This is a genomic window from Brevibacterium sp. UMB1308A (genome assembly GCF_030230605.1).
GTDB lineage: Bacteria > Actinomycetota > Actinomycetes > Actinomycetales > Brevibacteriaceae > Brevibacterium.
Genome location: NZ_JASPDO010000005.1, coordinates 82006 through 99173 on the forward strand (window position 1 = coordinate 82006; position 17168 = coordinate 99173).

The window sequence follows — 17168 nt, forward strand, 5'->3', positions numbered from 1 at the left end:
TTGGATACAGTCCAGATTCTCGACTGTATCCAAACGAGTTATCCACAGAACTGAAGCACCCCCTAGTAACGAGCCCCGCATACCGCTAGCTTCAGTGCATGGAACACCACACCAGCAGGCAACGCGAACTTGCGCTTCCACTGAAGCTCTCTAACGCTCGCGCTCTTAGCTTGAAACAGTCAGACCTCAAACCCGTGACCCTGCACGGGCAAAAACTGCACGGTATCTACACGTCTAAACGGCACACACAAACCGTCACTGTTCCGCAGTGGGCTACCCAAGACCCGCTCTGGTGGGCACTATTTACCCAGCTCAGAGCCTTAACGACTGGCCGCCCTCATGCGATGGTCACGGGCAATAGTGCCGCATATTTGCGTGGGCTCCCGGTCAAACTCAGGCCACAACTGGACATCGCTGTGCCCCAGCACGCAGGCGTCATCAAGCGACCAAAGGTCAATACTTTCCGCGTTTCCAACACAGCATCAGTAGAAAAAGCAGGCATGCGGTTTCACGACCTCGGCGGGATTCTCAGCATCATTGCCCGGCAGGAGCCTGTGGAAAACCTAGTCACAGTTCTTGACGCGATTCTGGGTCCGTGGCGCAGGCCCGCTGAAATGACGCGCGCTGAACTTGAGCCGCTCATCAACTCCCTCCCCCGAGGTCCTTCCTGGTCCACGCTCAAACAAGCGTTCGCGTTGGCGCGCGAGAGGGTCGCGTCCCCTCAGGAAACTCGGTTGCGGCTGGCGTTGGTGCGCGCTGGTTTGCCGGAACCACAGGTGGCACCACCTGTGTGGATTGAACGCTTTGGCCGGTTCGTCCACCCAGATTTGGCGTATGCATTCGCAAAACTCGCGATCGAATACGAGGGCCGCCACCACTTTGAGCTCACAGACCAGGTGCTCAAGGACACTGAGCGGTACTACGAACTGGGCCTGTTGGGGTGGACGGTGATTCGGGTGACGTCGCTACACAGTTTCGACTCAGTGGTGGTCAAGGTGAAGGAGTTTTTGGGGCTGTAATTCGCCGAGGTGGACGCCAGTGTCTCTGACCGGTCGCCAAGCTCGCCCCGCCACCAAAGCGCCCAGAGGTGGACGCCAGCCTAAAAACGCTACGGGCGTCACAGCAAATGCTGTGACGCCCGTAGCGTTTCCCATAAAAGGGTAGGTTGGCTCGTTAGGCCTTACCGATCACGTCGAACTTTGCGTTCGCGGTGATTTCGTCGTGTACGCGCACGGTTGCGACGTAGGATCCAGAGGTCTTGACGTGGCCGGTCAGGGCTACCTGACGGCGGTCAAATTCGTGACCGGTGGATTCTTTGAGTGCGTCGGCAACGAGGACGGGGGTGACGGCTCCAAAGAGGCGTCCACCCTTTCCGGCCTTCATTTCGATGCGTGCAACAGTGGACTCGAGCTTGTTCTTGAGTTCCACAGCGGCTTCGCGGTCAGCGATCTGGCGGGCCTGGCGTGCTTTACGCAGGATCTCAACCTGCTTTTCTGCGCCTGCGGTCCATGGTGAAGCCCAGCCGCGAGGAATCAGCAGGTTGCGTGCGTAACCAGCCTTGACGTCGACGACGTCGCCAGCTGCACCCAGTCCATCAACTTCCTGGTTAAGAATGACTTTACGAGTAGGCAATGTTCTTCCCTTCTACCTCAGCGGTTTGAGCTCGTGTAGGGCAGAAGTGCCATTTCGCGAGCGTTCTTAACTGCCTTGGCGATCAGGCGCTGTTCCTGGACGGATACACCAGTGACGCGACGCGCACGGATCTTTCCGCGGTCAGAAATGAACTTGCGCAGAGTTGCTGTGTCTTTGTAGTCGATCGAAGCAGCTTCGCCCGGCTTGAGCGGGTTTGCCTTCTTCTTGATCGGCTTCCGGATTTCCGGCTTTGCCATTTTTATCTCCTGTTGAAAAGTATTTTTTAGAACGGTGGTTCTTCGTTCGTCGGGTTGCCCCATCCGCCTTGGTTACCCTGTGGCCGTGATGACTGCCATGGGTCGTTGTCTTGGTTTCCGGAACCACTTCCCGAGTTGTTCCAGCCTCCGCCGGACTGCCTCTGGTTGTCGTAGCCACCGGATCCGCCGGAGTTGTTCCAGCCGGAGCCACCCTGGTTACCCCAGTTGCCCTGGCCCCCCTGGCCTCCTTGACCGCCACCGGATCCGCCCTGGTTGCCGCCTCCGTAGCCACCGCTGCGTTCGTTACGTGAAACGCTCGCGGTTGCGTATCGAAGGCTCGGACCAATTTCGTCAACGTCGAGTTCGAAGACGGTGCGACGGTCTCCTTCTTTCGTGTCGAAGGTGCGTGACTTGAGTCGTCCTTGGACTACCACACGAGTGCCGCGAGACAGTGACCCCGCCACGTTTTCAGCGAATTCGCGCCACACTGAGCAACGCAAGAAGAGGGTTTCTCCATCTTTAAATTCGCCCGAAGCGCGGTCAAAGGTGCGCGGAGTTGACGCCACGGTGAAGTTGGCTACTGCCGCACCGTTGGGGGTGAATCGCAGTTCAGGGTCAGCGGTCAGGTTTCCTACAACGGTGATGACGGTTTCGCCAGCCATGGGCACTCCTTTGAGAAGACGATTTCGTTCAATCTACGTTCGTTGTAATCAACAATAGTGAGATTGAGCGGATGTGTGCGAGCTAGTTTTACTTAGCGTCTGGGCGAACGATTTTGGTACGTACCACGATCTCGTTGATGCCAAGCTGGCGGTCAAGTTCTTTCGTGGTGTCTGGGTTTGCAGTGAAGTCGACGACTACGTAGTAGCCTTCTGACTTCTTCTGGATTTCGTACGCGAAGCGGCGACGACCCCAGATGTCTACGTTGTCCACGGTTCCGCCTTCTGCGGGGATGACGTGGAGCAGCTTTTCAACAGTGGATTCTACGGAACGCTCGTCGAGTTCCGAGTCCAGAATGAGCATGAGCTCATATTTACGCACGTGTAACCCACCTCCTTTGGTCTTTACGGCCATGGTCGGTCCATGGCAGGAGGGTAAATGCGTGTATGTGGGCTCTCAATTGCCAAGAGCACACAGACCTGTCAATTCTAGTTGGCTTGGGAGTCTGGGGCAACCGCCGAGGTGGCAGCCACCTCGGTCTCTGTTTTCGACTGTTCGAGGGTTGAGGGCTCGCTGGACACAGAACTCCGGGATACACCCCCGCGTTCGCTACACACGTACGTCACCATGAGCCCGACAAGCCCCAGTCGCACGATCGTCAATAGCGCTAACCACACGTCGCTGAGCCCCGTGGCTTTTTCCAAATGAAACGCAACGTTGAGGTTCACCGCGATCAGGAGGGCCACCTCGGCCAGATTCCATGCCAAGTGGGCCCACACATACGGGACGACCAGAGCGAAGAACGGCAGGGCCCACAGAGCCAAACTCGTTGGCGACGACGGAAGCGTCAACAGCGCCCACCCCACGCACACGCTGACAAGCAGCGGAAGCGACGGCCGTGTCACACCAGCTTTCCGCAGCAGAACTAGAGTCAGCGCCACGGCCGCAATCCACGCCAGAAGCGAAAGCACCACAATCACGTTGTGATCGACGCGTGAACTCACAAGGGAACCCACCGATCCCCAGGTCACCGCGGATGAAAAGGCTAGTCGAATCCGCTCAGTGAGCGAAGCATCCAGCATCACCAAAAGACCCAGCAGAATAGTCGCCACGCCGGCGAGATTCAGCGCATCGCTCTTACGCCCTGACCCCAGAAGCCACGCGATAAGGGCAGCCCCAACCACCACGGCAAACGGTTGTACAAAGACTGCCACTACAACGGCAATCGCGGCCAGCACAGGAGCTCCAGGAACTCCGTTCAGAGCATCCCCGTCGCGCCGTTTCAGCAGAAGGAACCACGCGGCAACAACGAACATGATGCCCAGCGGATCGAACGACTGGCCAAGCGTGAGCGCAATCATGGGCGACGCACAAACGAACACCAACCACTGACGGCCCGCATCCGCAAAGATCCGGAACAGCAAACAACCCGTGACGATCCACGCACATGCGTTGACCCCCACCGCCAGCATCATTGCAGTAGTGACACTGTCACCTGACCCTAATGCGCGAACAAAGTAGTCGGTGAACACGCTGCTCGCGATCAACTGTGTGGTGGCGTCCGTGCTGGGCGTGCCGGGTGCGCCCAAGGCTGTAGCCAGGGGCGACTGGCACACTCGAAAAACCGCACTGGGCAGTTCATACCCTTTGCCAAAACAGGGCGCCTGCTTCACAACACCGGCGATCAGATTGAGGAAGAGCAGAGCCAGAAGCGCCACCGCGTTCGTGATCAAGTACCGGCGGTTTGCCGGACCCACGAATTTTCCACGCGGAATGCCTGCAAGCTCAGCAGGTGAGTACATGGATGTCGCCTTCACTCTTGTCTTCCGTCCCGAGGTGTCCCTTACGCACGCGCGGTGGCCCCTACCCACTCATAGTGTCATGTCTACCCTGTGGTGGTTGAGGATTTCGACGACTTAGATTTGCCGTCAGAGTTCGACTTGGGCTGTGGCTTTTTGGGTTCTTTTTGCTTAGGTGGGTTCTTGCCATCTTCGCCACCAGGTTTGTCGTTCCCTGGTTTCTTGCCACCTGAGTCGTTCCCGGAGGAATCACCCTTGTCTTCAGAGCCCTTGTCACCCGAATCATCTGAGCCGCCTAAATCCTTGTCTGAATCGTCTGATTCATTCTGGTCTTCAGGCTTCTTTTCGTCGTCCTTATTGTCCTTGTTGTCCTTTGAGTCGTTCTTATCGCTACGTTTCTTGCTTGACGAACCTGACGAGTTGCTCTTGGGTGCGGACTTTGAAACTCCCGACTTATTCGTTGGCTTTTCCTTATCAGGCAGGTCAGGTCGCTTAGGGAACTTGCTCTTGGGTTCTCCCTCTAAAGCATCACTCATGTACTTTGTCCACACTTGGACGGGGAATGATCCACCCGTGACTTCGCCACGTCCACCGTATGCCCCGATCTTCTGCGGATGACCTTCGTCATCTTCGCGGAACAGGGACACAGCGGTCGAAAGTTCCGGGGTGTACCCCACGAACCACGCTGACTCCGCATCCGAGGACGTACCTGTTTTACCGGCTGCTGGGCGACCCAGATTTTGCGCATATGACCCAGAACCACTCTGCACAACCTGCGACAGGGCATACGTGGTTTCCGCCATGATGTCCTGTTCGAACTTGCGTTCACCCTTGGTGTCGGGCTTGTACAGTGTTTCACCGCTTGGGTCTACGGCTTCGCGCACAAAGTGAGGCGACCGGTACATACCTTCGGCTGCAAACGTTGAGAAAGCCGAAGCCATCTGCAGAGTCGTTGGACTTGCCGTACCTAGCACGTTTGAAGCGTTATCTTCGAGCCCGGACGTGTTTTCAGGCAGGCCAGCGCGAACAGCCACATCGCGGGTCTTATCCGGACCAACATTGATGTTGAGCTGTGCGTATGCCGTGTTGATGGAGCTCTGCGTTGCCTTGAGCAGGGTCACTGATCCATAGGAAGCACCACCGTAGTTCTTTGGTGTCCACGGGTTCCCGTTATTGGGGAAGGTCACAGCTGATCCATTAAACGTGTCGTTCAGACGGTATCCCGCTTCCAACCCCGCAACTAGCGCAAACGGCTTAAACGTAGATCCAGCCTGCGCGGTGTCTTGCGTGGAGTTGTTCTGCATCCGCTCAAAGTACTTAGGGCCACCGTAAAACGCCTTGACCTCACCAGTAGCAGGGTCAATTGAGGTCAGTCCAGCGTGCATACCCTTTTTCATTTTGGGTAGCGTGTCGATCGCATCTTGAGCGTCGCGCATCCGGTCGCGGTTGAACGTGGACGTGATCTTCAATCCGCCACGGTCAATCTGATCGTCGCTCATGCCCTGTTTCTTCAGTTCGGAACGAACGGCATCCATCATGTAGCCCGCCTGTCCCAAACGTTCGTTGTCCGACCGCGGTTTTTTCACCTCGGGCATTTGCGCGTTCTTCGCGTCTTCTTTTGTGATGAACCCGTTTTCGGCCATGTTGTTGAGAACGTACCGGAAGCGGCTTTCGTATTTTTCAGGGTGTTCGGACGGATCAGCCAGGCTGGGTTGCTGGATCATCGCTGCCAGAAGGGCGGACTGTTCTACCGTGAGTTCTTTCGCCGAGGTGTCAAAGTAGTTGTGTGCCGCGACTTCAATTCCGTAGGACTTGCGTCCCAGGAAGATGGTGTTGAGGTAATCGGCCATGATTTGGTCTTTAGACTTCTCTTGGTCGATCTTGATCGCGATGAACATTTCTTTGAGCTTACGCGTGAGCGTTTTCTCGTTGGTCAGATAGTAGTTCTTGACGTACTGCTGCGTGATTGTGGACCCACCACCAGCGTAATTGTCAGTGATGACACCCACTGCGGCACGAGACAGACCCTTGACACTGATACCGCGGTTTTCATAGAACGACTGGTCTTCTGCGGCGATCGCGGCCTGTTGCATGCTGGGCGAAATGTCTTGGATGTCTACGCTCTTGCGGTCTTCAACTTTGAAGGTACCGATTACGGTTTTTCCGTCGTCGTAGTACACGGTGGACGTCTGACCTGCCGCTTCGGCGTTGGGCTCGGGGATCGATGTGCTGAGGTAACCAACGGTGAAAAGACCAATGATGAGAACGAAACCGGTCAAAATACCCAAGCCAACCAGACGCAACGATGGGAACCATTTGGCCCATCCCGTGTGCCCGGCCCGCGGGTAGTTCAGCAGGCTCTTGGTCTCATCTTTTCGTGTCCGCGTCCCCACGCGTCTCCCTTCACCACAAAAGTCAGTGCGTTTAGCCCCACTACTCTGCCATTCAAAGTTGAGAGTTTACTTGGTTTAACTTTGTATGAGTCTTGGAACATGTTCGGGACCCGGTACAGCACAAGCGGTCCACTCACATTGTCGCATGTGAGTGGACCGCTTGGCGGTGAAGCACCCCCGCCGAGGTGTGTGTCACCTTGCGCGGGTGTGTGTCACCTTACGTTGAAAGCGAGTTAGCCCTTGAGTTCAGGGAAGTCCGTGTCAGCGTATTCCTGACCTGACACGGTAGGGTCACCAAGGTCGGGGTGCAGTTGTTGTTCGCGTGAACGCAATTCCACACGGCGGATCTTTCCAGAAATGGTCTTGGGAAGTTCGGTGAACTCGATGCGCCGGATGCGCTTATACGGCGCCAGTTCTGCACGGCAGAAGCGCAGAATCTCCTTAGCAGTTTCTGGTCCCGGTTCAATTCCGGGTGCCAGCACCACGTACGCCTTAGGCACTGCCAGACGAACTGGGTCGGGGGACGGAACCACAGCCGCTTCGACCACGTATTCGTGTTCAATGAGCACACTTTCGAGTTCGAACGGTGACAAGCGGTAGTCGGAAGCCTTGAACACGTCGTCGGCACGGCCCACGTACGTGATGTAGCCGTCGGCATCCCTGGCAGCGACGTCACCAGTGTGGTAGACCCCGTCAGCAAAGGCTTCTGCCGTTTTTGCTTCGTTGTTCCAGTAGCCCTGGGTGAGGCCCACCGGGCGGGGGTCGAGGGTCAGACAGATTTCACCTTCGTCACCGAGTTCGCCAGTGGCAGGGTCGCGAAGAACCACGTTGAAACCAGGCAACTGGCGTCCCATGGACCCGGGCTTCATGACCTGACCTGGGGAGTTACCGATCTGCAGGGTAGTTTCCGTCTGCCCGAACCCGTCACGAATAGTGACGTCCCAATGTTTCTGCACGCGCTGAATCACTTCTGGGTTGAGTGGCTCACCGGCACCCAGCGCCTTTGTGGGTGGCGTCTTGAGTTCACGCAGATCAGCTTGGATAAGCATGCGCCACACGGTGGGTGGTGCACAGAAGGAGGTCACTCCCACCCGTTCCATGACACTCATGAGCTTGGAGGCGTCAAAGCGGGAGTAGTTGTAGAGGAACACACACGCTTCAGCGATCCACGGGGTGAAAATGTTGCTCCATGCGTGCTTGGCCCATCCTGGGGAGGCGACATTGAGGTGAACGTCACCGGGTTCCAATCCCATCCAGTACATCGTGGACAGGTGCCCCACCGGGTAAGACACGTGGGTGTGCGCCACCATCTTGGCCTTTGACGTGGTTCCCGAGGTGAAGTACAGCAACATCAGATCGTCGGCTTTGCTCTGCCCCTGGGGGTCAAACTGAGTTGGCGCGTCCACGTAGTTGGCGTACGCAAAGTCACCTTCTCGAGAAGGTTCGGCTCCCACCACAATACGGACGAGCGGGTGTTCGACGTCGTCAAACTTGGCGCAATCTTGTTCGTTTGCAACCACAAACTGAGCCTCACCACGTTCTGCGCGGTCAGACAGGTCAATGGGGCCCAGCTGTGTTGTGGTGGGCATGATGACGGCACCTAGCTTGATGCCGGCAAGCATGGTTTCCCACAATTCCACCTGGTTGGTGAGCATGACCATGATGTGATCGCCACGCTTGACCCCACAGCTGCGCAGGTAGTTGGCCAGTTTGTTGGATCGTTCAGAAAGTTCTTGGTAGCTCCACTTTCCTTCTTCCCCATCTTCTTCCACGATCCACAGAGCAGGGTTGTCGTTGCCTTTTGCGATTTGGTCAAACCAGTCCAGGGCAAAGTTGAAGTTCTCAAAGCGCGGCCAGCTGAACTGTTCACACGCGGCGTCGTAGTCTTCACGAAGGTTGATCAGCAGGTCACGTGCCTCACGAAACTGCTCTGTTTGTGGGTTCATCCGGCTCTCCTATGACGAATGTGCTGTAACGCACAATATACATTACGGATTTTGTTGCTGGCCTGAGCCCAACTCCGCACTTTCCCACCAGATGAGAAGCTGACGCCGAGCTTCCTCATAGGACAGCGGACCATGCTCCATCCGGATGTCGAGCATGTGCTTATACGCACGCCCGACTACTGGCCCAGGGGAGATCTCCAGAATCTCCATAATTTGCTGCCCATTGAGATCTGGGCGGATCGCACCAATCGCCTCTTTTTGCGCGAGCGCTTCGATCCGACTTTCCAGATCGTCATAAGCAAAGGCCAAACGTTCAGCTTTTCTGCGGTTCCGAGTCGTGACATCAGACCGGGTAAGTATGTGCAAACGCGTGAGCAGATCACCTGCGTCAGTGACATAACGGCGCACAGCCGAATCGGTCCACCCGGCGTCCCCGTAGCCATAGAACCGCAAGTGAAGCTCCACCAGACGAGCCACCTTGGTTGTCGTTTCTTTGTCGAAGTTCAACTTCTTCATACGGGAGCGCGTGAGCTTAGCGCCCACCACATCGTGATGGTAGAACGTCACCGCACCCCCGGGCGCGAACTTGCGGGTTGCCGGTTTCCCCACGTCGTGCATCAGTGCGGCGAACCGGACAATAAAGTCAGGTGCGGTAAATTCCGGGTCCACGGTGGCTTTTTTCGCAGTGTCCTGCGCCTGCTCAGCGACGGAATCCCCCGCTTCGCCTTCGGCGTTGCTCAACGCCCGCTTTGCATACTCCGCTTCAAGCTGAACAGCTTGGCGCAGCACCGTGAGACTGTGGTGATACACGTCCTTGTGGCGATGGTGCTCATCGCGCTCCAAACGCAACCCTGACACCTCGGGAAGAATGTGGTCAGCCAAGCCCGTATCAACAAGGGCGTCGATACCCTCCCACGGCTGAGCACCCACAATAAGTTTGGTCAACTCATCACGCACCCGCTCAGCGGAAACGATCGCAATGCGATCTGCCATATCCGACATCGCGGCACGCACCTCGGGAGCCAGAGTAAAACCCAACTGCGACACAAACCGCGCTGCCCGCATCATGCGCAAAGGATCATCAGTAAAACTCGTCGTTGCACTACCCGGGGTAGTGATGGTGCGACTCTCCAACGCACCCAAGCCGTTGTACGGATCCACAAATGCGCGGCTGGGAAGACGCACCGCCATGGCACCGATCGTGAAATCCCGGCGCACCAAATCGTCATCCAGATTGTCGCCAAAAGCCACCGTGGGCTTGCGAGACTGCGGGTCGTACGAATCAGCACGATACGTGGTGATCTCTACCTGATAACCCCGCTTCATCATGCCAATAGTGCCGAACTTCCGGCCAATATCCCAATACGTATCAGCCCACGGTGCAATGATCTTCTCAATGTCGTCAGGCCGAGCGTCAGTAGTGAAATCTAAATCTGGAATTTCCCGGCCCAGCAGAGCGTCACGTACCGAACCGCCCACCAGGGCAAGCTCAAAACCTGCCTCGTCAAAACGGTTCCCAAGCTCGCCCACAATCGGGTCCAATGAGTCGAGTACATCCATGAGCCGGACATGCGCTTCCGCAGCAAACACGAGGTTCCTTTCTTCCTGCGTCCCATGAAAGATTACACGTCTAGGGAATCTTCAAACTAGCAACGTAGGGTGGAAGTATGAGTAGACCACTTCCGCGACCGGGCCGTTACCCGGCCCTATCACGCACAGTGGAGGAAACCTCCGCTGGTGGAATCGTGGTCAACCTCAACTCTCCCGCACTCGAAGTAGCAGTTATTGCTCGAATTAACCGTGCCGGTCGCCTCGAATGGTGCCTACCTAAGGGACACTTGGAGGGTGAAGAAACACCCGCCCAAGCAGCAATGCGCGAAGTTGCAGAAGAAACCGGAATCGTGGGAAAAGTCTTAGCACCCTTAGGCAGTGTGGACTACTGGTTTTCCGCAGCCGGCTTCCGTGTACACAAGGTCGTCCACCATTTTCTGCTCCGCGCAATCGGTGGCGAACTCACGATTGAAAACGACCCGGACCACGAAGCCGTCGCTGCCGCATGGGTTCCGTTCGAAGAACTCCCCCAACGCCTGTCATTCGCAAATGAACGACGCATCGTCATCGCAGCCCGCCACACTCTCCCGCGCTTCGACCTCTCATGAAAATCCTGACCACACTAGGCTCACTGCTACTGGCCTTAATACTCATCGTCACGCCATCCACCGGGGCCCTTGCGCAACCCAACAGCCCCACCCCACAGCCCACTGACAGTACAGAAGCTGCTGACACCTCGGCGACCATCCACATCACCGAAGTCACCCCATGGCTAGACGAAAACGGCACGTTTAAACTTGCCGGAAAAATCGAAACCACAGCCAACATCAAGAACCCGCGCCTCAGCCTGCGCATGACACGCAACTCACTCTCCAGCGTGGACTCCGCCCGCACCTGGCAAGAAGGCACACCAACAGGCACCCGCCAACTCGCCACCGCAGAAAAACTCCCCAAAGAACTGCGCGCCGGCACCACAACCTCGTTCTCGTTCGAACTCACACCCGCCCAAATGGGACTGCGCAAAGGAAACCCCCTGAAAACATGGGGCGTGCGCGGAATCGCCGTCGCGTTGAGCGGCGACTCCCAGAACGACACCGTCGCCAAACCTCAAACCACATTCACAACGTGGTACCCACACCCCAAAATCGACCCCACCCGCATCAACATGGTCGTCCCCATCACCTTGACCGGGTACAGCGAAGACGGCCTCATCAGCCAAGACGAACTAGCAACAGCAACCGACGACGGACCGCTCAAAACCGCACTCGACATCGCGCGCTCCTACCCGAACGCCACTCTGGCAATCGACCCACGGGTAGTCGAATCCGTCGACCGAGTACTCAACCCACCACTGGTGGAACAACCGGAACAAACCGCACCACCACAAGACCCCGAAGAACCTCCCCGTAGCATCGCAGACTGGTGGGATGAACTTAAAAAAGAAGCCGAATCCTCTACCGTAGTGGCCCTCCCCTGGGCCGACGCCGACCTCGTTGGCCTGCAACAACACGACTTAAGCAACTACAAAAAAGAAGCCCTGCGCTCGCGTTCAATCGTCAAAGACCACTTCCCCAACGCCCTCGACTCGTGGGCCTGGGTCGGAACGGGAAGCGCCAGCATGGACAGCCTGGCCCAATTCGCCAACGACGGCGTCACCAACGTCATGCTCAGCGACACCCAACTCCCCACCTCCGACGGTGGCACGGTCAATGCCGTCCAACACTTGTGGAAACGGGACAGCGCAACTACCCCACTCACCACCTTCCCACGCGACCGCAAGCCGGACATGACAACTGTTGCCACCTCGGCGAACTTGGCAGAGACCTTTGTCACCCCCGGATCCAGTCGCGCCACACGCGTAGCCGAACTTGCCGCTAAAAGCGCCCTCATCACCAACGAACGCCCCTTTGACCAGCGTTCCCTCGTCCTGGCACTCCCCCGAGGTGGCACCCAGAAAACATGGACCGAACAAGTTCGCACTCTGGCGTCACTGCCGTGGGTGAAACCACAGACCTTCGACGACACCCTGAAAGCTGAACCCGGCACCCGCCTTCCCCTACAAGACGGCAACGTTCCCTCTGACATCAGCACGGCGCTCAACGACCTAAAAGAACCCGGCGCGAACCTCAACGAGTTTTCCTCAGTTTTCGTGAACCGTGCAGACGTGCGACAAGAGTTCAACCGTTCAGCGCTAACATGCACGTCGATTGCGTGGCGCACCCAACCCAGTGCGAAGGCGTGTACCACAAACTTCGCAAAGTCAGCGGGTTCGACAATGTCGGGACTCAATATTGAACGCGGGTCGAACGTCCTTTTGGTCACGGGTGAAAAGACCACCATCCCCGTCACGATTCACAACACCACGCACCACGCAGCCCGGTTGCGTGTACGCATCAATTCCGCATCACCACAACTGAAAGTGGGGAACTCACCCCTAGTTGAAATTCCACCTGGGCAGCGAGCGCGAGTCGAAGTTCCGGTCACTGGGCTAGCTAATGCGAACCTCGACACCACGATCCATATTGTCGCCACCGACGGTTACACCGTGCGCGACTCCTCGCCCCTACAGGTTCAGGTGCGAGTTGACTGGGAAAACATCGGTATCGCGGCAATTGGTATTTCGCTGTCGATCGTTTTTGTGGTTGCATTGTTTTTCTCTGTGCGTCGCGGACGACCCAAGATTCCAAAGAGCCAGCTCGAAGCTGCTCTGGCCCGCGCCGAACAGTAGATGAAGCTTTTAGCCTCTGTTTGAGTTTCCGTTTTCTTGCATATCGAAAGGGCAGTCCGTGGCATCGATGTCATCGCTTGCGAAATCCTCAGCGGTCATGACTGCGGGTACGCTGGTTTCACGCATTTTGGGTCTGGTGAAGACTGTTCTTCTCACCGCCGCGATCGGACTGGCTATCGGAGGTGCAGCGGACGCTTTTGACGTAGCTAACAAGGTGCCCAACAACCTGTACATGTTGTTGGCTGGCGGTATTCTCAACGCGGTTCTGGTGCCGCAGATTGTGCGCGCGTCCAAACAGGCTGACGGTGGCGCCGACTACATCAACCGCCTGCTCACCCTGTCGATCCTGCTTTTGGCTGGCTTCACCGCGGTCGCAACGCTGGCTGCCCCAATTCTTGTGCGCATTTATGCCAGCCCCACATGGGATGCTGACAAGATTGCGCTAGCAGTTGCGTTTGCGTTTATTTCTCTTCCCAAGATTTTCTTCTTTGGCCTGTACACCATGCTGGGCCAAGTGCTCAACGCAAAGGAAAACTTTGGGCCGTACATGTGGGCGCCAGTTCTGAACAATCTGGTTTCCATTGCGGGGCTGGGCTTGTTCATTTTCTTGTTTGGCCCTGGTGACCTGGGACAACATGCCGTGGGAACGTGGGACGCCGCCAAGATTTGGGTGATAGCCGGCACCGGAACCTTGGGCGTTGTCGCTCAGGCTCTCATTCTCATTTGGCCGCTCAAACGGATCGGCTTCAAGTACACCCCTACTTTCGGGTTCCGAGGTGTGGGCTTGGGTACCGCTGGCAAGGTAGCCGGGTGGACGTTCGCCGCAGTCCTTGTGGGCCAGCTGGGCTTCATTGTGACCTCGCAGGTTGCGTCCACGGCATCGTCTACCGGCACCGAGGTGACCCCCTCCTTGGCGGCGTACACGGCCGCGTACATGACGTTCATGCTTCCGCACTCGTTGGTCGCAGTGTCGCTGTCTACCGCACTGTTTACTGACTTGTCGCAGTCGGCAGCTGATCAGAACGATGAAAAGTTGGTTGATACTTACACACAAGGTGTGCGAGTTGTGGGTTTTGTCAACACGTTTTTTACGGTGGCATTCATTGTGCTGGCTGCCCCCATGTCGATGGTCATGGCGGGAGCGAACCAGACACAGGCCCATGCGGTTGGTCTCATCGTGATCACCATGATCATTGGGCTTATTCCGTTTAGTGGCATGTATCTCACACAACGTGTTTTCTATGCATACGAAGACGCCCGGACACCGTTTTGGATCCAGGTTCCCCAGATCATCATTCAGTCAGCCGGTGTGATTGCTTCGGCGTTCCTTCCCAAGCAGTACATCGTCGCTGGAATTGGTGCCTCCATGTCACTGGGCTATGTTTTCGCCTTGGCTTTGGCAGTCTGGTGTTTACGTAAACGTCTGCCGTCACTTCCCATTGCGTCCACCGTGTTTGCCCACCTTCGATTTGGACTCGCTGGCTTGGTCAGCGGGGCGGTTGGGTTTGCCATGATGTGGTTCCTGCCCGATCCCATGTGGGCAGGGCGTGCACGCGCGTTCATCGTGTGCGCCGTTATTGGATGTGTCATGCTGGGTGTCTTCATGCTGGCCGCGTGGCTGATCCGAGTTCCAGAAATGCGTTCGCTCGTCACAGCTGTCCGCACCAAATTAGGGCGGTAAGCGACCCCTGATAGTTCAGGACACTACTGTTTGCCGAGCTCAGCTCGGTGGCAGACATGTGACGTTCGCAGTCCGTTAAGATGACATGAGCAGGAGGTGAGGAAACTGCCACAGATCCAACGAGGCACAGCTATCGCAGACCGGTACGTCGTGTCCGAAATCCTACGTCCCTGGCTCGTAGATTTCCCCGAACGTGGGTCAATCCTTTTAGCACTCGACGCTATTTTGGATGTACCTCGCATCGTCTACGTTTCCCCCACCGAATACTCCGGACCCCTGCTAGAACGAGCCGGCCGAAGCGCACTCCTCGTCGACCCACGCGTACCAGCCATTGAAGATGCAGGCACGTGGAATGACTTCGACTACGTTGTGGTCGAACGCACGGGTGGAACATCACTTGCTCGAATACTCGCAAACGGCCCATTAGAAGCACCCGTTGCAACCGCTGTAGTGGGTGAACTTGCCACAGTTTTAACGCACGCCGCTTCCCGAGGTCTCCACCACGGAGTTCTAGGACCCGAATCAGTTGCCATCACCTCCGACGGCGATATTGTGGTCCGCGGTATTTCACTCGACGCGGCCGTCGCTCAGGAACCCCTGAACCTGGGCACCGGGAACATGACCGCATCCCAACTTAGCCAAACGGACGCCCGCGCACTTGTCGCTATCCTCTATGCGTGCCTCACTGGCAAATGGCCAGGTGACCAACCACGGGCAGGACTTGACGCCTCGGGACGCAAAAACAACCGAATCTTGCCCGTTAGCCACTTCGTAGACACGGTTCCTGAATCGATCGAAGAGTTCGCCTCAGGAGTTATGGGCGAACAAGACCCAGGCCCCCGCTCTCCCAGTGAAGTTGTGCGGTTCCTCGAACCCTGGGACACTCGCCTCCTCAGCACAGTCGACCAGTCATCCCGCACCGAAGACGAACTGTTTTCAGTCCGAACCCACGACCCCCAGACCGTTGTGGCGCCAGAAACTGGAGGCGAAGCAAAGTCCGACCACTCCCCCGGTGCGTCACCAGCCCAGCTCGCAGTCGCACTGGAACGCATTGGCCTCACACGACCCGGAATGCACGGGGCAGCCGCGGGCGTCAACACCGCCCACCCCGACCGTTACGCCGACCGCATCCAGATGCGCCGAGCAAGCACGTTCCCTATCGCTCCCGACAAGCTCCCGCAGGTCGAAGAATGGTCAGAAGAACGGCCACAGGGACCCGGCGACGTATCAGAAGCAGACCCGCACCAAACCGCACGAATCCTCAACCGCGATGACGCGTTCACGGATGACGGTGCTGAACCCGGTGAAGCTGAAGGTGGCTACGCGCAGGACAGTGAGACTGACAGCTCAAACGACGGTCTTTGGGACGAACCTGAAAACGATCTCGACGACAGTCCCGAATCAGATGCCACTGCAGAATCTGAGGACAACAGCAACGACTGGTTCATGGGAGGGGTATTCCAAACCCGCGAACAAGCCTTTGCCAGGCAACAAGCCGAATTTGAACGTGAACGCCAACTGGAGCGGCAGGCACGCGAACGTGCCCAACAAGTTCAGGCGGCGGCCACCTCGGCGGCGACCGCACAGACTGGCAACGATGAGGCTGAAGGGACGCGTGAGCCTGAGAACGACAGCGGCTCAAAGCCTGCTTCTGCGGGTTCTGCTGGCGCAGATTCCGATGGTGCGGGGTCCGTTGCCGCAGGTTCCGCCGAGGTCGTATCGGCGGGCGAAGCAGGTGCGGCAGGCGCGACGAGCTCTAAAGTCGTGACACCAGCGCGTTCGGAGAAAGTAGCCGAGTCGGAACCGTCAGGTTCGAGCCAGACGCAGTCCGAGAAGCCGGAGCAGTCCGACAAATCAGGGAAGCGTCGCTTTGGAGTTTTATTCGGCGTTGTAGCCATTATTGCGGCTCTCGTTTTGGTGGGTGTCGTGATTGTGCGATCAGTGGGGTCCGGCGAAACCACTACCGCCTCACAAGAGAACCACGAAGAATCTCAAGGGGAAGACCAAGGCGAGGATAAAGAAGCCGAGGATAAACAAAACGAGGAAGAAGCGGAGCCTCCCGCTCCCAAGGAGCCAGAAGGTCCCGCACCTGAAATCAACAAGGCCACGCCCCTAGACCCTGAAGGTGACGGTAAAGAGGGTAACGCGAAAGCGAAGAATCTGATCCCTGGTGAAGCAGGAAGCTGGGAGACTGACCGGTATAACTCAAAGGAGTTTGGCCAGCTCAAAAAGGGAGTGGGAATCGCTCTTGAGCTGAAAGAGCGAACCACAGTCAAGGAAGTCGGAGTTGAGTCCGAAGTAGGGGGCGGATCCTTTGACATCCTTGTAGGAACCGATAAAAACATCGACAAAGCTCAAAAAGTGGGATCTGGCGAATTCCAAAAAGGTAAAGTGACCACTGTAACGATCGATGATCCCGCAGAAGCCACTCACGTGTTCATCTGGATTAAAGAACTTCCTAAAGCCGGCGACGGTTACCGTGCCGTCATTCCTAACGTCACACTGTCTTAAGTCACGCAGC

General features: G+C 57.0%; 13 protein-coding genes. 5 read left to right on the plus strand and 8 right to left on the minus strand.

Going from position 1 to position 17168, the window contains the following annotated elements:
- Nucleotides 1-98: 98 nt before the first annotated feature.
- A complete protein-coding gene (locus QP868_RS04190) occupies nucleotides 99-1019 on the plus strand; it encodes an endonuclease domain-containing protein (RefSeq protein WP_284925369.1) in 921 nt (306 codons plus the stop codon).
- A 154-nt stretch (nucleotides 1020-1173) separates the two neighbouring features.
- Here the strand turns inward: QP868_RS04190 and rplI are convergent, their stop codons facing one another.
- The 8 genes from rplI to QP868_RS04230 all read right to left on the minus strand — a co-directional run bounded on the left by rplI (nucleotide 1174) and on the right by QP868_RS04230 (nucleotide 10247).
- A complete protein-coding gene (gene rplI, locus QP868_RS04195; protein ID WP_284925370.1) occupies nucleotides 1174-1632 on the minus strand; it encodes a 50S ribosomal protein L9 in 459 nt (152 codons plus the stop codon).
- Between the two features lie 17 nt (nucleotides 1633-1649).
- Nucleotides 1650-1889 (minus strand): 30S ribosomal protein S18, encoded by a 240-nt coding sequence (rpsR, locus tag QP868_RS04200; RefSeq protein ID WP_040347790.1) that lies wholly within the window; start codon nucleotides 1887-1889, stop codon nucleotides 1650-1652.
- 26 nt (nucleotides 1890-1915) lie between these two features.
- A complete protein-coding gene (locus tag QP868_RS04205) occupies nucleotides 1916-2551 on the minus strand; it encodes a single-stranded DNA-binding protein (protein ID WP_284925371.1) in 636 nt (211 codons plus the stop codon).
- 88 nt (nucleotides 2552-2639) lie between these two features.
- Nucleotides 2640-2930: a 30S ribosomal protein S6 gene (gene rpsF, locus QP868_RS04210; protein ID WP_284925394.1), complete on the minus strand. Its 291-nt coding sequence runs from the start codon at nucleotides 2928-2930 to the stop codon at nucleotides 2640-2642.
- 107 nt (nucleotides 2931-3037) lie between these two features.
- Nucleotides 3038-4351: a hypothetical protein gene (locus QP868_RS04215; protein WP_284925372.1), complete on the minus strand. Its 1314-nt coding sequence runs from the start codon at nucleotides 4349-4351 to the stop codon at nucleotides 3038-3040.
- Nucleotides 4352-4434: 83 nt separating this feature from the next.
- Complete coding sequence (locus tag QP868_RS04220) at nucleotides 4435-6741, minus strand: transglycosylase domain-containing protein (protein WP_284925373.1); 2307 nt, start codon at nucleotides 6739-6741, stop codon at nucleotides 4435-4437.
- A gap of 233 nt (nucleotides 6742-6974) precedes the next feature.
- Nucleotides 6975-8687 (minus strand): AMP-binding protein, encoded by a 1713-nt coding sequence (locus QP868_RS04225; protein WP_284925374.1) that lies wholly within the window; start codon nucleotides 8685-8687, stop codon nucleotides 6975-6977.
- A 42-nt stretch (nucleotides 8688-8729) separates the two neighbouring features.
- The gene (locus QP868_RS04230; protein WP_284925395.1) at nucleotides 8730-10247 is read right to left on the minus strand and encodes a tRNA nucleotidyltransferase/poly(A) polymerase-related protein; all 1518 of its coding nucleotides are present in this window, start codon (nucleotides 10245-10247) and stop codon (nucleotides 8730-8732) included.
- A gap of 107 nt (nucleotides 10248-10354) precedes the next feature.
- On the opposite strand from QP868_RS04230, the gene QP868_RS04235 reads away from it, so the two are divergent.
- The 4 genes from QP868_RS04235 (at nucleotide 10355) to QP868_RS04250 (ending at nucleotide 17158) form a co-directional block, all read left to right on the plus strand.
- A complete protein-coding gene (locus QP868_RS04235; RefSeq protein ID WP_040347783.1) occupies nucleotides 10355-10846 on the plus strand; it encodes an NUDIX hydrolase in 492 nt (163 codons plus the stop codon).
- On the plus strand, nucleotides 10843-12966 hold the full coding sequence (locus QP868_RS04240) for a DUF6049 family protein (RefSeq protein WP_284925375.1): 2124 nt from the start codon (nucleotides 10843-10845) through the stop codon (nucleotides 12964-12966). The genes QP868_RS04235 and QP868_RS04240 overlap by 4 nt, the downstream gene beginning before the upstream one ends.
- A 67-nt stretch (nucleotides 12967-13033) precedes the next feature.
- Nucleotides 13034-14647: a murein biosynthesis integral membrane protein MurJ gene (gene murJ, locus QP868_RS04245; protein ID WP_284925396.1), complete on the plus strand. Its 1614-nt coding sequence runs from the start codon at nucleotides 13034-13036 to the stop codon at nucleotides 14645-14647.
- Nucleotides 14648-14743: 96 nt separating this feature from the next.
- Nucleotides 14744-17158, plus strand: coding sequence for a hypothetical protein (locus tag QP868_RS04250; protein WP_284925376.1), 2415 nt, complete (start codon nucleotides 14744-14746; stop codon nucleotides 17156-17158).
- Nucleotides 17159-17168: the final 10 nt, after the last annotated feature.

Bases quoted from the DNA above. Each gene is read 5' to 3' on its own strand.
- QP868_RS04230 (WP_284925395.1), bottom strand. From the start codon at position 10,247: ATGGATGTACTCGACTCATTGGACCCGATTGTGGGCGAGCTTGGGAAC.
- QP868_RS04240 (WP_284925375.1), top strand. From the start codon at position 10,843: ATGAAAATCCTGACCACACTAGGCTCACTGCTACTGGCCTTAATACTC.
- QP868_RS04205 (WP_284925371.1), bottom strand. From the start codon at position 2,551: ATGGCTGGCGAAACCGTCATCACCGTTGTAGGAAACCTGACCGCTGAC.
- QP868_RS04190 (WP_284925369.1), top strand. From the start codon at position 99: ATGGAACACCACACCAGCAGGCAACGCGAACTTGCGCTTCCACTGAAG.
- QP868_RS04215 (WP_284925372.1), bottom strand. From the start codon at position 4,351: ATGTACTCACCTGCTGAGCTTGCAGGCATTCCGCGTGGAAAATTCGTG.
- rpsR (WP_040347790.1), bottom strand. From the start codon at position 1,889: ATGGCAAAGCCGGAAATCCGGAAGCCGATCAAGAAGAAGGCAAACCCG.
- murJ (WP_284925396.1), top strand. From the start codon at position 13,034: ATGTCATCGCTTGCGAAATCCTCAGCGGTCATGACTGCGGGTACGCTG.
- QP868_RS04225 (WP_284925374.1), bottom strand. From the start codon at position 8,687: ATGAACCCACAAACAGAGCAGTTTCGTGAGGCACGTGACCTGCTGATC.
- QP868_RS04235 (WP_040347783.1), top strand. From the start codon at position 10,355: ATGAGTAGACCACTTCCGCGACCGGGCCGTTACCCGGCCCTATCACGC.